The following is a 15,085-nucleotide window of genomic DNA, read 5'->3' on the forward strand; positions in this document are numbered from 1 at the left end:
GGCCCGGCCCCGTTTCCTAAAGCGCACCCGCCCGTCTGCGCACACCACTGGCAATCGACTCCGGCAGAAGCTGCGGAAACCCGGCTGGCAGGGTGCCCAGAACGGTTTCCAATGCGGGTTCAAGCTGCAATTGGATGTCCGCCAGGACCTCTTCAGCCAGCGCAACACCAAATCCCGCCGCCTTGGCGGCCTGCAGAAAATGCCGCGGCACAACCTCATTGATCCGGTAGTGGCCGTCCGCCGCCATGGCGAGGCGCATCCGGTTCTGGCGGATCTGCCCGTCGTCAACAGCCTTCTGCGCGCTCAGCACATCATAGAGCGGCGTCATGCGGAACCCGCCGGGGCGCAGCGCGATGCTGAAATTCTTGGCATGGCCGTCCGTTGCCCCCAGCAGCCAGAACAGAACCTGGGCACGGAAGAACGCACGCTGATCCGCCTCCGGATCGTCGCTGCCGGCCAGCAGCCCGATCCCGTCAGAGATGCCCGGCCCGCCATCCATCTGGTATTTCCCGCTGGGCGGCACCGCAAGCGCCTGGCAGAAATCCTCCTGCGGGAGGCGGATCAGCCGGCCGTCCCTGGTCCAGCGCCTGTCAAACCGCGTCACCGCAAGGCTGCGCACATCCTCAAAGTCAAGGATCTCAACTTCAGCCGCATCCATGCCCATGGCGCGGCAAAAGTTCATGCAGAAGAACTCGTTCTCGACACTGTCGGAGAGATCAATGCCTGCAGGCAGCACACCCAGCTGGGTCTTCAGGATATGGGTCGTGGGAGTCGCACCCGCCGGCCGGATCCATTCGCCCTCATGGCGCAGCAGCGCGGTTTTTTCCTGCGCACCGGCGATGGAGATCCGAAAGCCGTCCTCCTCCTGCAGCCCCAGCGGCGCGCTCGCCAGGTTCCGCAGCATGGCGGCAATTTGCGCCTCCGTCACAGGATCGCCGTCAATCGTGCCCATGCCGCCGCCCCCGTCCGCGGCGAACTGCAAGGCCCCCACGCAGTCGCGCCCGATCTTCTCCAGCATGTGCCAGGCATCGGTGCCGCCCGCGCGGACCCGCGCCGCAACGCGCTCGCGGATTGCCTGATTGTCCGGCAGCAGGTTTTCCAGATACGCGATGACAGGCCCGCCCTGATGCGCCTCCTCCCGCAAGGGCAGGGAAAGCGAGATCGGCATCGCATGTTCCCACGCCAGCCACTCTGGATCATAGGCAAAGCTGATGGCGCCGGAACCCGCAAGGCGCAGGGCCCCGACCTGCCGCCCGTTCAACAGCACCTGCATCACGCCGCCGCGCCCGCGCTTCGCCATCAGAAGATATCCTCGATCCCGGCCGCGCCGCCGCGTTCGGTCAGCCGGAACTCAAGCCCGAGCGCGGCCATGACAGCCAGCACCGTGGCCAGCTTGGTGCCTGCATCGCCATTCTCAAGCGATGAAATCGTTGCGACACGCAAATTGGTGCGGGCGCTGATATCGCCTTGCGTCCAGCCGCGCGCCTTGCGCGACCGGCGCAGCGCCTCGCCGATTTGTGCGGCTGTTCGTGCTGTGAGTTCCATGGCTCGGCCCCTTTTACGCCACAGCGTAATTCAAACAAAATTACGCTGCAACGTAAATTTTGAAAAATTACGCTGTGGCGTAACCTTTTGGCCTGTTATCTTCCTGACGGCCGGACCGGCCGGTGGCCGCCTCGCGAACACAGTCCCGCGGGAACTGATACCTGACAGTTACTAAGGGCGCCGCGCCAGCAGGTCTGCAATGTCCGGGCGGCAGGCGCCGCAGTTTGTGCCGGCCTGCAAGGCCGCGCCGACCTCTTCAACGCTCATCAGCCCGCCGCTAGCGGCAGCCTGCAGAATGCTATTGGCCCCGACGCTGAAGCAAGCGCAGATTACCGGCCCGGGGTCCGGCCGGCCCGGCGCCGGAACGCCGGTCAGAACATCCGCCGTGCAGCTGCCCGGCAGCCCTGCCAGATACTCCCGGCGGACCGCCACCGGCTCTGGCGCGGTGAACAGGGCAGCCATGACCTTGCCCTCCTGATGCAAGGCCAGCCGGGCAATACCCTTGCGGCGGTCCGTCATTACCTGCACATCTGCCTCCGGCAGCGCGAACAGATCCCGCGCAACCGCCTCCAGGTCCGCAAGCGGGGCCAGCCCGGCCAGTTCCGCCCGGTACCCGGTGCCGGTGCGTGCCACGGCCCAGTATTCCGCCCGGGGGCGCATCGGCTGCGAAGAAACCGCAAAGCCGTACCAGGCTGGCTGCCAGCGTTCCGCCGCAACAACGGCAGCCTTGCTTTCGGGCTGGCCCGAAACCGGATCAACGGCACCAGCGACAAGGTTATCTATGCGCGCAGAAGGCGCGGTTTCGCCGGACCAGTGGATCGGCACAAACAGATCGCCGGGCTGCACGTCTGCTGTGATCCGGGCCCGCAGGATGGCCTGCCCGTGCGGGCTGCTGAGCCGCAGCAGGTCCGCAGGCTGCACGCCCAGCCGCCGGGCGTCCTCCGGGTGGATGTCGGCAAAGGGTTCCGCCAGATGGCCCGACAGGCGCGGCGCTTTGCCGGTGCGGGTCATCGTGTGCCACTGGTCGCGGATGCGGCCGGTGTTCAGGCGGAGCGGATACTGGCGGCCCGGCACAGCTGCCGGGGGCCGGTGCCGGACCGCCAGCATGCGGGCCTTGCCGTCCGGGTGAAAGAACTGCCCGTCCGCAAAGAACCGGCCGCCCTGACGGTTGCGGCTGACCGGCCAGTGCACCGGGGCCAGCCCATCATAACCTGCATCGGACAGGCCGCTGAGACCGGAGATATCGAAGTCCAGCCCGAAACTGCCCGCCAGCCCGGACAAGGCCGCATGCTCGCGGAAGATCTGCGCCGGAGACTGGTAATCGAACGCCGCGCCCCAGCCCATGCGCCGGCCCGCATCGGCCAGAATGTCCCAGTCCGGGCGGGCCTCACCCGGCGGCGGCAGGGCGGCGCGCTGGCGGCTGATGGTGCGGTCCGAATTGGTGACGGTGCCGTGTTTTTCCGCCCAGGCGGCGGCGGGCAGCAGCACATCCGCCAGCCGGGCGGTATCGGTTGCAGTGGTGATGTCGCTGACCACGGTGAAATCGCAAGCCTTGATCGCGGCAGATACAGCATCGGCCTCTGGCATGGTCACAGCAGGGTTGGTGTGGATGATCCACAGCGCCTTGAGCCGCCCATCGCCTGCAGCGCGGAACATATCCACCGCCTTCAGGCCCGCGCGGTCAGGCATCGCGGGCGCCCCCCAGAACGCCTGCACCGCATCCCGGTGGCGGCTGTTTTCCAGATCCATGTGGCAGGCCAGCATATTGGCCAGCCCGCCAACCTCGCGCCCGCCCATGGCATTGGGCTGGCCAGTCACCGAGAACGGCCCGCAGCCGGGCGTGCCGATCCGGCCCGTGGCCAGATGGCAATTCAGGATGGCATTCACCTTGTCCGCACCGGAGGTGGACTGGTTCACCCCCTGGCTGAAGACCGTCACTACCTTTTCCGTGTGCATCCACAGATCGCAGAAAGCCGTTATTTCGCTGTCAGACAGTCCGGTCACCCTCGCATCGGCGGCATAGGCAGCGTCCAGCGCCCCGCCCAGCCCCTCCACATGCTGCAGATATTCCGCATCCAGCGCACCGCCTTCGTGAAGCGCCGCCAAGAGCCGGTTAAACAGCGCCACATCGCTGCCTGCCCGCAGTTTCAGATGCATGTCCGCCTGATCGCAGCTGACGGTGCGGCGCGGGTCGATCACCACCAGTTTGGTGCCGCGCGCCTTCCGCGCCGCCAGGATGCGCTGATGCAGCACCGGGTGGCACCAGGCCAGGTTGGAGCCGACCAGAACAATCAGATCGGCCTCGTCGAGATCCTCATAGGTGCCGGGCACCGTGTCGGTGCCAAAGGCGCGCTTGTGCCCTGCCACGGTAGACGCCATACAAAGGCGCGAGTTGGTGTCGATATTGGCGGAGCCGAGAAAGCCCTTCATCAGCTTGTTGGCGACATAATAATCCTCGGTCAGCATCTGGCCCGACAGGTAAAAGCCGACGCTGCCCGGGCCGTGCTGCTCCACCGCCTGCCGGAACCTGGCAGCCACAAGGTCCAGCGCGCTGTCCCAATCGGTTTCCTTCCCGTTCACCTGCGGTGCCAGCAGGCGGCCCTCCAGCCCCAGCGTCTCCCCCAGCGCCAGCCCCTTGGAGCAGAGGCGGCCGCGGTTGGCCGGGTGCTCCGGGTCACCGCGCACCGCCTGACCGCCCTGCCCGTCCGGGCGCAGCAGCACGCCGCAGCCGGTGCCGCAATAGGGGCAGGTGGACCGGACCTCCTGGCAAGCCGCTCCCGCCATCACGCCGCGCTCCGCTTGCCAAGGGCATCGCCGTCTATCAGCAGGCGGCTGCCGTCCACCCGCACCGGATAGGTGCCGATCCGGCCCTCATCCACCCCCTGCGCCGCACCGGTGTTCAGATCGAACACCCAGTTGTGCAGCGGACAGGTGACGCTTTGCCCGTGCACGATGCCCTCGGACAGCGGGCCGCCCTTGTGCGGGCAGCGGTCGTCGGCGGCAAACACCTCTGCCGCGCCGGTGCGGAACAGGGCAACGCAGCCCGCCGGGGTTTTCACCACCCGCGCGCCATGCAGCGGGATGTCGTCGATATGGCCGATGTCGATCCAATTCATTCCGCAGCCTCCAGAGTGAGATTGGCAAGCGGCGCGTATTGCGCCCGTGTGGCGCTGTCCTGCGCGTGCTCCGCCCAGGGGTCCTTGCGGTAGACGGACTGCGACAGCTGAAACCGCTCTGCCAGCACCCTGCGGTTCTCCGCATCGTCCACGATCTGCGCCTTGACCCAGTCGAGCCCCACCCGGTCAAGCCATTTGTAGATCCGGTCCAGATACCGGGCGTTTTCGCGGTAGATCTGGGTCATGGCCGAGATCACCTCGATCGCCTCCTCCCCGGTTGCCGCCTTGCACAGCAGCTCGGTGCCCTTGATTTCCATCCCCGCGGCGCCGCCGACGTGGATTTCATAGCCGCTGTCGACGCAGACCACGCCGATGTCCTTGCAGGTCGCCTCGGCGCAGTTGCGCGGGCAGCCGGAGACCGCCAGTTTCAGCTTGTGCGGCGTCCAGGACCCCCACAGGTGTTTCTCCAGCTTGATGCCCAGCCCGGTGGAGTCCTGGGTGCCAAAGCGGCAATGGTCGGTGCCGACACAGGTTTTTACCGTGCGCAGTCCCTTGGAATAGGCATGGCCGGAAACCAGTCCGGCGCGGTTCAGGTCGGACCAGATCTCGGGCAGGTCCTCACCCCGGACGCCCAGCAGGTCGATACGCTGGCCGCCGGTCACCTTGACCGTCGGCACCGCGAATTTGTCGGCAGCATCGGCAATCGCGCGCAGCTCATCCGGGGTGGTGATACCACCCCACATCCGCGGCACCACGGAAAAGGTGCCGTCCTTCTGGATGTTGGCGTGCTTGCGCTCGTTCACAAAACGGCTTTGGGGATCGTCCCGGTACTCCAGCGGCCAGTCGGCCAGCAGGTAGTAGTTCACCGCCGGGCGGCAGACATGGCAGCCGTTGGGGGTGGTCCAGCCCAGCTCCTGCCAGACCGCGGCCTGGCTTTTCAGCTCCTGAGATTTGATCAGGCGGCGCACGTCCTCGTGGGTGTGGCTGGTGCAGCCGCAGACGGGTTGGGCCTGAGGCGCCGCGTAGCCGTCCCCCAGCGTCACCGCCAGCAGCTGATCCACCAGCCCGGTGCAGGTGCCGCAGGAGGCGCTGGCCTTGGTCGTGGCGCGGATCGCGCCAAGGTCTGTTGCGCCGCCTTTGATGGCGCGGGTGATCTGTCCCTTGCAGACGCCGTTGCAGCCGCAAATCTCCGCCTCAGGCGGCAAGGCTGCAACGGCTGACAGAGGGTCCGCGGAGGCGCCCCCCTGAAAGGCCGGGCCGAAGATCAGCGCCTCGCGCATCTCTTCGATGTCTGTACCGTCCTTGATCAGGCCGAAGAACCAGCTGCCGTCGGCAGTGTCGCCATACATCACAGCGCCGATCAGCCGGTCGTCCTCGATCACCAGCCGCTTGTAGACGCCGCGGGCGGGATCGCGGAAGACGATATCCTCGCGGGTCTCGCCCTCGGCAAAATCCCCGGCGCTGAACAGGTCGCAGCCAGTGACCTTGAGCTTGGTCGCCAGTTCCTTGACCGCAAAGGCATTCGGCTGGCCCAGAAGGCTGTCCGCCAGCACCCTGGCCTGATCGTACAGCGGCGCCACCAGACCAAACAGATTGCCGGCAAACTCCACGCATTCGCCGACCGCATAGATATCCGGGTCCGAGGTCTGCATCTGCGCGTTCACCTCGATACCGCGCGCCACATCCAGATGCGCGTCATTGGCCAGCCGGGTTTCCGGGCGGATGCCCACCGCCATCACCACCAGATCGGCCCCCAGCGTCTCGCCGCTTTCCAGCAGCACCGCTTGCGCCCGGTCCTCGCCGAGGATCGCCTTGGTGGAGGCCTGGGTTTTCACGGTGATGCCGCGCGCCTCCAGATCCTTGCGCAGCAGATACCCCGCCGCCTCATCCAGCTGGCGCTCCATCAGGTGGCCCGTCAGGTGCAGCACGGTCACATCCATGCCGCGTTCCTTGAGCCCGGCAGCAGCCTCCAGCCCGAGGAGGCCGCCGCCGATCACCACCGCCTTGCCGCCCTTGGCGGCAGCCTCGATCATCGCATTTGTGTCGTCCAGGTCGCGGTAGGAGACCACCCCCGGCAGATCGTGCCCCGGCACCGGGATGATAAAGGGGGCGGAGCCGGTGGCGATCACCAGCTTGTCATACGGCACATGGCCGTTTTCGCCCTCGACCACTTTCATTTCCCGGTCGATCTTCACCACCTGTTCGCCGAACCGGCAGGTGATGCCGCGCTCCGCGTACCAGTCGTCCGAATGGGTGACGATCTCCTCATAGGTCTTCTCGCCGGACAGCACCGGGCTCAGCATGATGCGGTTGTAATTGCCGCGCGGCTCGGCGTTGAAAAGCGTGATGTCATAGGCGCCGGGATCGGCATCGAGCAAATGCTCGATCACCCGGCCAGAGGACATGCCGGCCCCGATGATGACGAGTTTCTGGGTCATGGTCTCACTCCGCTGCAATCTTGTCTGCGGCTGGTTTGGGGGCGGGTTTCGCCCCGTGCTCGTACTCCTCAAGGAAATCGAGCACCTCCTGCCGGTAGGTGTAGTAATCCGGGTGCTCCAGCAGCGCCTTGCGGGTGCGGGGGCGCGGCAGGTCGACGTCTGTGATCTTGCCGATAGTGGCCTGCGGGCCGTTGGTCATCATCACCACCCGGTCGGCCAGCAGGATCGCCTCATCGACATCGTGGGTGACGCAGATGGCGGTCACCTTGGTGCGGCTCCAGACCTCCATCAGCACCTCCTGCAGCTCCCAGCGGGTCAGGCTGTCGAGCATGCCGAAGGGTTCATCCAGCAGCAGGAGTTTCGGGGAGAGCGCAAAGGCGCGGGCGATGCCGACCCGCTGCTGCATGCCGTTCGACATCGCATTTGCGGGCTTGTCCATCGCATCCGCCAGGCCGACGCGCTCCAGGTAGTATTCCACCACGTCCTGCCGTTCGGCCTGCGTCGCCTTGGGGTAGACCTTGCCGACCCCGATGGCGCAGTTCTCCCGCGCGGTCAGCCAGGGGAACAGGTTGGGCGACTGGAACACCACGGCGCGCTCCGGGTCGGCACCCTCGACATGGCGGCGGTCCAGCTTGATCGCCCCCTTGGAGATCGGGTTCAGCCCCGCCGCCATGGTCAGCACCGTGGACTTACCGCAGCCCGAGTGGCCGATCAGAGAGATGAACTCGCCCTTGCTGATCTTGAGGTTGAAATCCTCGACCACCGTCAGCGGCCCCTTGGGCGTCGGGTAGATCTTGTGGAGCTGCGAGAAATCCAGAAACCGCTCCCCGGTGATCGACTTCGCGGCCTCCGCCACAGCCGCCGGCAGCCCGTGGATCGGGGTCACATCCGGCAGGGTCTTGGCCCCCTCGGCCCGCGCCTTAATGCCAATGTCCATCAGGCAGGAGGTGACCGCCGCCCGCAGGCGCTTGAAGCCTTCGTCCGTGTTCATCGCGGACCGGTCGCGCGGGCGGGGAAAGGCGACGGGAAACGTCTCGCCCAGGCTGCCGTCCGGGTTCAGGACGAGGATGCGGTCGGCCAGCAGAATGGCCTCGTCCACGTCGTTGGTGATCAGCACGCAGGTCTTCTTGCCCGCCTCCCTGATGGCGTCGATTTCATCCGCCAGATTGGCCCGCGTCAGTGCGTCCAGCGCCGACAGCGGCTCATCCAGCAAGAGCATCTCCGGGTCCATCGCCAGCGCCCGCGCCACGTTGACCCGCTGGCGCATGCCCCCCGACAGTTCCGCAGGGCGGCGGTGCGCAGCATGGCTGAGGCCAACCATTTCCACATAGTGATCGACCTTTGCCTGCTTCTCCGCCTTGGGCAGGCTTGGGAAGATGGTCTCCACTGCAAGCCAGACATTGCCGTTCACCGTCAGCCAGGGCATCAGCGAATAATTCTGAAAAACCACACCGCGCTCGGGACCGGGGCCGGTGATCTCCCTGCCCCGGTACGTGACCGATCCTTGCGACGGCCTTTCCAGCCCGGCCATCAGATTGATCAGCGTTGTCTTGCCGGTGCCGGAAAAGCCCAGCAGCACCAGGAACTCGCCCTCCTGCACCTCCAGATTGATGCCGTTCAGAACCTGCGTGCGGCGGGTGCCCTCGCCAAAGCTCTTGGAGACGTTTTTGAATTCAAGAATGCTCATGGCGGCTCACCGGTTGTTCGTGAAGGTAAACAGCGACTGCAGCGCGTACATCACCCGGTCCAGGAGGAAGCCGATGATGCCGATGGTCAGCACCGCAACGATGATCCGGGCCAGCGACTGGCTGGAGCCGTTCTGGAACTCGTCCCAGACAAACTTGCCAAGGCCCGGGTTCTGCGCCAGCATTTCGGCCGCAATCAACACCATCCAGCCGACCCCCAGCGACAGCCGCAGCCCGGTGAAGATCAGCGGCAGCGCCGACGGCAGCACCAGCTTGGTGATCTTGGTCCAGGTGTTCATCTTCAGAACCTTGGAGACATTCACCAGGTCCTTGTCGATGGAGGCGACTCCAAGCGCGGTATTGATCAGCGCAGGCCACAGCGAACACAGGGTGACGGTGATGGCCGAGACCAGGAAGGATTTTGCGAACAGCCCGTCATTGCTGGCATAAAGCGCCGAAACCACCATGGTCACGATCGGCAGCCAGGCCAGCGGCGACACCGGCTTGAAGATCTGCACCAGCGGGTTGATGGCCGCGTTTGCAGCCGGAGAAAGCCCGGCCAGGATGCCCAGCGGGATCGCCACGGCGGCGGCGATCAGAAACCCGAAAAAGACCGTCAGGATCGAGGTCCCGATCTGCTGGTAATAAGACGGCGCGCCGGTAAAGGGGATGTCCTTCACCCGCTCCGGCTGGCCGCGGTCGATGAACCGCTGGTTGCGGGCCTCCACCTTCTCGGAATGGGCACGCTCCTTGGCGGCCTTGGCCCGGGCATCCTGATGCAGGTTCACCGCCTCACTCCACACCGCCCCCGGGCCGGGGATCGCACCCAGCGAGGTCTGCACCTTGGGCGCCAGCACGGCCCACAGCATCAGGAAGGCGGCGATGGCGATGACGGGAACCGCAAGCAGGCGCCAGATTTCCTTCATCTGCGCCTTGGGGTTGTCTCCGGCGGCGGCCTTCAAAACGGGGGTGATCCAGGCCAGTCCAAAAACCTGGAGCCAGGCGTCCATCTTGCTGATGCGGGTGAACAGCCGGGCGCGGCGGGCCTCCTTCTGGTGACTGGTGGGGCTCAGCGTATCGGGGTCGGCGATCGTCATGGTGTCGTCCTCTGGGAATTGCTGAGGGAGGGGAACGCCGCCCGCTCCTGCGGGCGCTCCGCCCCCCTGCCCTCCTGTCCGGGGTCAGCCCTGAATGGCGCTGCCAACGACGGTCTGGCCGGACTTCAGTCCGATCGGCAGGCTGTCGATATAGGCGTTGGGCGTTTTGCCATCGAAGGGAATGGCGTCGATGATGTCTTCTGCGGGCGCCGGGGCCTTGTAGCCGTCACTGTCCCAGGGAAAATCCGCCTCATCAGCGAGGCCGTCGGCGACCAGCAGCCGGGCGGCTTCCAGATAGATCTCCGGCTTGTAGACAGAGCGGGCAACCTCGTCATACCAGCTGTCCGGCTTGGGCTCGGCAATCTGCCCCCAGCGGCGCATCTGGGTCAGGTACCAGACCGCGTCCGAGTAGAACGGAAAGGTGGCGTTGTAGCGGAAGAATACGTTGAAATCCGGGACATCGCGTGTATCGCCCTTCTCGTATTCGAAGGTGCCGGTCATCGAATTGGCGATCACCTCATAATCGGCGCCGACATATTCAGGCCGCGACAGGATCTCCACCGCTTCGGGGCGGTTGGCGTTTTCGTTTTCATCCAGCCACTGCGCCGCACGGATCAGCGCCTTGACCACCGCCAGCGTGGTGTTCGGGTTTTCCTCGGCAAATTCCGCCGTGATGCCGAACACCTTTTCCGGGTTGTTCTTCCACAGCTCATAGTCGGTGATCACCGGCACGCCGATGCCCTTGAACACCGCCTGCTGGTTCCACGGCTCACCGACGCAGTAGCCGGAGATCGTGCCGGCCTCCAGCGTCGCGGGCATCTGCGGCGGCGGCGTCACCGACAGGAACGCCTCGGCGCCGATCTGCCCGGTCACGTTCTCCGGCGAGTAATAACCGGGATTGACGCCGCCCGCCGCCAGCCAGTAGCGCAGCTCATAGTTATGGGTGGAGACCGGGAACACCATGCCCATGTTGAACGGCTTGCCTCTGGCGTTGAACTCCTCGATCACCGGCTTCAGGTAGGAGGCGGAGATCGGATGCGCGATCCGGCCGTCCGCGTCCCTGGGCAGGTTCGGCTTCATCATCTCCCACACGTCATTGGACAGCGTGATGCCGTTGCCGTTCAGGTCCATCGAAAACGGCGTGACGATATGCGCCTCGGTGCCGTAGCCGATGGTCGCGGCCAGCGGCTGGCCTGCCAGCATATGGGCACCGTCCAGCGTGCCGTCGATCACCCCATCCAGCAGAACCTTCCAGTTCGCCTGCGCTTCCAGCGTGACAAACAGCCCCTCGTCATCGAAAAAGCCCCGCTCATAGGCCACCGCCAGCGGCGCCATATCCGTCAGCTTGATAAAGCCGAAGGTCAGCACATCCTTTTCCAGCTCCAGGGTGGCCGCCAGGGCCGGCCCGGTCAGTGCGGTTGAGGCCGCAAGCGCCATGATCAGTGTCTTCATCGGGTTGGTTCCTTATCCTAGCTGTGTCCGGCGGCGGGTGCCGGAACAGAAAAAGCCGCTGACACGCACCGCCAGGAGGAGTGGCGGCGGGTCGAGCGGCTTTGCTCAGTGAACCCCGGTCTTCGGGAAAATTCTCAGTCAGGCTCCGTTGCCTGTCTGACCTCAGACTGCCGGAAGACCCGGGGTGCGCCAAAGGGTATTTTGCGTGCGCAGCATAAAATTCTGCATTGCAGCGTACCGATGCGGATGGCTGCCTGCTTTTTCATCAATCTGCAGCCCGGGGATCAAAAACACGGCCCTCCCAAAACCAGGTCTGCAGCAGGCCAGCCGCTTCCGATTCTCCCGCTGCCAATATCCGTGCGCTGTTTGAGCCTTCCGGTTACGAAGAACCGGCCGGCAAATCCGCGCGCCTCCCGCCAAAGACGGCCCGGTAAAGATCGCATCGGTCAGCGGGACACAGCCGGCGGGGATCCGCGTCAGGCTCATGCCAGCAGCCCCGCCGCCGTGACCAGCGCCTGCGCCACTTCGGCAACGCGCTTGTTCTGGTCCATCGCCGCCTTGCGCAGCAGCGCATAGGCTTCGTCCTCGCCGATGCCGCGGGCCTTCATCACCATTCCCTTGGCGCGGTCGATCACCTTGCGCTCTTCCAGCGCGCGCTTGGCCTCGGCCAGTTCCGTCCGCATCCGCTGAAACAGCCGGAACCGGGCAATGGCCGCCTCCAGAACCGGCTTCAGCCGGGCCGGATGCAACCCGTCAACCACATAGGCCGAAACCCCCGCCTCCACCGCGGCGGCAGACAGCCCGTCCTCGCTGCGCCCGGCGAAAATGGCCACCGGCCTGTCCTTGGACCCGGATGCCAGCGTCAGCTCCTCCAGCACATCGCGGGAGGGATTGGCGATACCGATCAGCACCACATCCGGGTCGCGCATCTGTATCTGGCGCGCAAGCCCCGATGGTTCCGGGATCACCTGGACGTTAAAATCCCCGGCGTCCCGCAGCCCTTCCACAATCATGAGGGCGCGGTCACGGTCGGTTTCGACAACGGTAATGGACAGGGCATCCGGCATGCGCAGAACACTGCAGAGCGCAGCGGGCGGCTGTAAAGGACGCTTGTACGGCACCCATTCCGGTTATCCTGCAGGCGCCGGATTTTTGGGCAATCTGCCCGGACATCCGGCACCGCAAAGACACGCCCCGGCGGTGATCCTTGTGCGCTCCAACGCCGGGGCTGCGCCTTAGACGGTTGCCGCAGCAGCAGGAAGCGGCTAAGCAGGCAGCGGCGCAGTTGGAGTTGCGAGGCGAGAGTGAAAGCTGTTTCTGGATGCCCCGGTTCCGCCGCCGCAACCCTGGTCAGGAAGCGGTCTTTGTCCTTCATGCTGCTGCGGGTGATCCGCGGCCATCAAAGCGACGATGACATTTCCCTTGGCGCCTTTCTGGAACAGCTCGGCGACCGGTCCTTCGGCTGGGCCATTCTCTTGTCCTGCCTGATCAACCTGCTGCCGCTGCCGCCGGGGGCAACCCTTGTCACCGCCCTGCCGCTGCTGTTCTTCTGCGCCCAGATGGGGCTTGGCTTTGCCAATGTCCGGCTGCCGCGCAGGATCGCCCGGATCCGGATTTCCGGCGCGGCCATGCGCCGGATCGTGCTGCGCCTGCGCCCGGTGTCGCGGCGGCTGGAGCGGATTGCCCGGCCGCGCCTTGGGGCAATGTTCCAGCCGCGTCGGGAACAGCTGACCGGCGGCCTGCTGTTTCTGGTCTCGCTGGCGCTGTTCATTCCCCTGCCTCTCAGCGGCTGGTTTCCGGCCATCGCCCTGTTCATCACCAGCATCGGGCTGGTGGAGCGGGACGGAGGGATCGTGCTGGCAGGGGCCTGCGCCGGGCTGCTGTCGATTGCCCTGACGGTGTTTGTGGCCGCCTCGCTCCTGATCGGGGCCAACAGCCTGCTGCACTGACCCGCATCCGCAACACTGCGCCTGCAGCAGTTTGCGCGCGCCTTTTGGCAGTTGTCCCGCCCGCCCCCGGCACCTATATTGCAGGCACCGGAAATGGAGATTTTATGTCCTGGTAAGGATGGGAGGCAGCACGCCTCCCGGTGCACAGCAGCCGATTGAACCGCCCGCCTCCCGGCGGAGAGCGGCCCGGCCTCTGTGCACGCAATTTTCCCTTACCCATGCGCCCGGGCCCACCCCGCGGCAACGACATGAAAGACACCCCAATGACACGGGACTATTCCCAGTTCTTTTCCAGCCCGCTGGACACGCAAAAACCTTCCCTCTCCCCGCTGCAGGCCCTGGGCTGGCAGCCGCATTTCGCGCAGCAGGTCAGCACCGAAGAGATGGCCGCCACCCCGCCCGTCCGCATCACCGCGGTGCACCGCAGCGCGCTGCACGCCGCAGGCGGCGGGTTTGAAACCACCCTGCCGCCGCGCCCGGATGCAACCGTCGGCGACTGGCTGATGCTGGACCGCGCGCTGCCGCAGAACAGCCGGCTGCTGGAGCGCGCCAGCCTGATCCGGCGCCGGGCGCCCGGCACCGGACGGCAGGACCAGCTGATCGCGGCCAACATCGATACCGGTTTTGCCGTCACTTCCTGCAACCAGGATTTCAACACCGCCCGGCTGGAACGCTACCTGGCGCTGATGCTGGAAGCGCAGATCACCCCGGTCATCGTGCTGACCAAGGCGGACCTGACGGATGATCCCCAGGCCTATGTTCAGGCCGCCCGCGCCATCTCGGACAGGGCCGAAGTAGTGGCGCTGGACGCCCGTGGCGGCGACGTGCAGACCGCGCTGGCGCCCTGGTGCAAACCCGGGCGGACGGTGGCCTTCCTCGGCTCGTCGGGTGTTGGCAAATCGACGCTGGCCAATGCGCTGCTCGGCACAAGCGCCATCGCCACGCAAGAGATCCGCGAGGACGACGCCAAGGGCCGCCACACCACCACGCACCGCGAATTGCACGCGGCACCGAACGGCTGCCTGATCCTCGACACCCCCGGGATGCGGGAATTGCAGCTGACCGGGGCGGCGGACGGCATCAGCAGCCTGTTTGCAAACATCACGGACCGCGCCGCGGGCTGCCGCTTCAGCAACTGCCGCCACGACAGCGAACCGGGCTGCGCTGTCCTGCAGGCCGTCGAACAGGGGGAGATCGAACAGGCCCAGCTGGACCGCTGGCGCAAGCTGATGGCCGAGGACGCCTTCAACTCCGCCAGCCTCGCGGAGCGCCGCGCCCGCGGCAAGGCCTTTGGCAAGATGGTCCGCGGCGCCAAGAAGATCAAAGAAAAGCGGAGGTGACGTGATGCTGGCTTCGAAAACCGGCCGGATTGTCTGGCATGACCTGTTCACCCCGGACCGGACCCGCGCGATGGACTTCTACCGGCAGGCCGCGGGCTGGCGCTACCAGACCGAACAGGCCGCCGACTTCGCCTGGGGCGGCGGTGAAAAGGCGTTTGTCCTGGCACTGCTGGACGGCGAGGCGGGGGCGGGGTTCGCGGAGACCCCGCCTGGCCTGCAGGACGGCTGGATCCCCTATGCCGAAGTTTCCGATGTCGACGCTGCCGCGGCGCAGGCCGAAGATCGGGGCGGAGACATTCTCCGATCCCCGTTCGAGGTGCCCGGCGTCGGGCGCAACGCGCTGCTGCGCGATCCCTTGGGAGCGCTGCTTGGTATTTCGCTCTCACGCCACAGCTTCCCTGCGCCAGCCCGGCAATTCGGCCCCGAGATCTACCTGTCAAACGGCGCGGGCTTTCCTGCGGAG

At 65.9% G+C, this 15,085-nt stretch carries 12 protein-coding genes; 3 read left to right on the plus strand and 9 right to left on the minus strand.

The genetic code is table 11. The features are described 5' to 3' along the window. Positions 1-16 precede the first annotated feature (16 nt). From N6L27_RS22500 to N6L27_RS22540, 9 genes are all read right to left on the minus strand, one after another. Positions 17-1,300, minus strand: a complete 1,284-nt coding sequence (locus tag N6L27_RS22500) for a type II toxin-antitoxin system HipA family toxin (RefSeq protein ID WP_271909664.1) — start codon at positions 1,298-1,300, stop codon at positions 17-19. Continuing rightward, complete coding sequence (locus tag N6L27_RS22505) at positions 1,300-1,545, minus strand: helix-turn-helix domain-containing protein (RefSeq protein ID WP_271909665.1); 246 nt, start codon at positions 1,543-1,545, stop codon at positions 1,300-1,302. The genes N6L27_RS22500 and N6L27_RS22505 overlap by 1 nt, the downstream gene beginning before the upstream one ends. Positions 1,546-1,716: 171 nt before the next feature. After that, on the minus strand, positions 1,717-4,329 hold the full coding sequence (locus tag N6L27_RS22510; protein ID WP_271909666.1) for a nitrate reductase: 2,613 nt from the start codon (positions 4,327-4,329) through the stop codon (positions 1,717-1,719). Next, the gene (gene nirD / locus N6L27_RS22515) at positions 4,329-4,661 is read right to left on the minus strand and encodes a nitrite reductase small subunit NirD (RefSeq protein ID WP_271909667.1); all 333 of its coding nucleotides are present in this window, start codon (positions 4,659-4,661) and stop codon (positions 4,329-4,331) included. Before nirD ends, N6L27_RS22510 begins: the two co-directional genes overlap by 1 nt. Further along, positions 4,658-7,099 carry a nitrite reductase large subunit NirB gene (gene nirB / locus N6L27_RS22520; RefSeq protein WP_271909668.1) on the minus strand — a complete coding sequence of 814 codons (2,442 nt, stop codon included), beginning with the start codon at positions 7,097-7,099 and terminating at the stop codon, positions 4,658-4,660. Before nirB ends, nirD begins: the two co-directional genes overlap by 4 nt. Positions 7,100-7,103: 4 nt before the next feature. Next, entirely contained in the window at positions 7,104-8,786 is a 1,683-nt protein-coding gene (locus N6L27_RS22525; protein WP_271909669.1) for an ABC transporter ATP-binding protein, read from the minus strand. Between the two features lie 6 nt (positions 8,787-8,792). Further along, a complete protein-coding gene (locus N6L27_RS22530; RefSeq protein WP_271909670.1) occupies positions 8,793-9,881 on the minus strand; it encodes an ABC transporter permease in 1,089 nt (362 codons plus the stop codon). 84 nt (positions 9,882-9,965) lie between these two features. Further along, entirely contained in the window at positions 9,966-11,333 is a 1,368-nt protein-coding gene (locus tag N6L27_RS22535; protein ID WP_271909671.1) for a CmpA/NrtA family ABC transporter substrate-binding protein, read from the minus strand. A gap of 482 nt (positions 11,334-11,815) precedes the next feature. Next, a complete protein-coding gene (locus tag N6L27_RS22540; RefSeq protein ID WP_271909672.1) occupies positions 11,816-12,400 on the minus strand; it encodes an ANTAR domain-containing response regulator in 585 nt (194 codons plus the stop codon). Between the two features lie 306 nt (positions 12,401-12,706). On the opposite strand from N6L27_RS22540, the gene N6L27_RS22545 reads away from it, so the two are divergent. From N6L27_RS22545 to N6L27_RS22555, 3 genes are all read left to right on the plus strand, one after another. After that, positions 12,707-13,282, plus strand: coding sequence for an exopolysaccharide biosynthesis protein (locus N6L27_RS22545; protein ID WP_271909675.1), 576 nt, complete (start codon positions 12,707-12,709; stop codon positions 13,280-13,282). 263 nt (positions 13,283-13,545) lie between these two features. Further along, positions 13,546-14,622, plus strand: coding sequence for a ribosome small subunit-dependent GTPase A (gene rsgA / locus N6L27_RS22550; RefSeq protein ID WP_271909676.1), 1,077 nt, complete (start codon positions 13,546-13,548; stop codon positions 14,620-14,622). 4 nt (positions 14,623-14,626) lie between these two features. Continuing rightward, a partial coding sequence (locus N6L27_RS22555) for a VOC family protein (RefSeq protein WP_271909673.1) occupies positions 14,627-15,085 on the plus strand: 459 nt, incomplete at its 3' end.

Source organism: Leisingera sp. SS27, from assembly GCF_028368855.1.
GTDB lineage: Bacteria > Pseudomonadota > Alphaproteobacteria > Rhodobacterales > Rhodobacteraceae > Leisingera.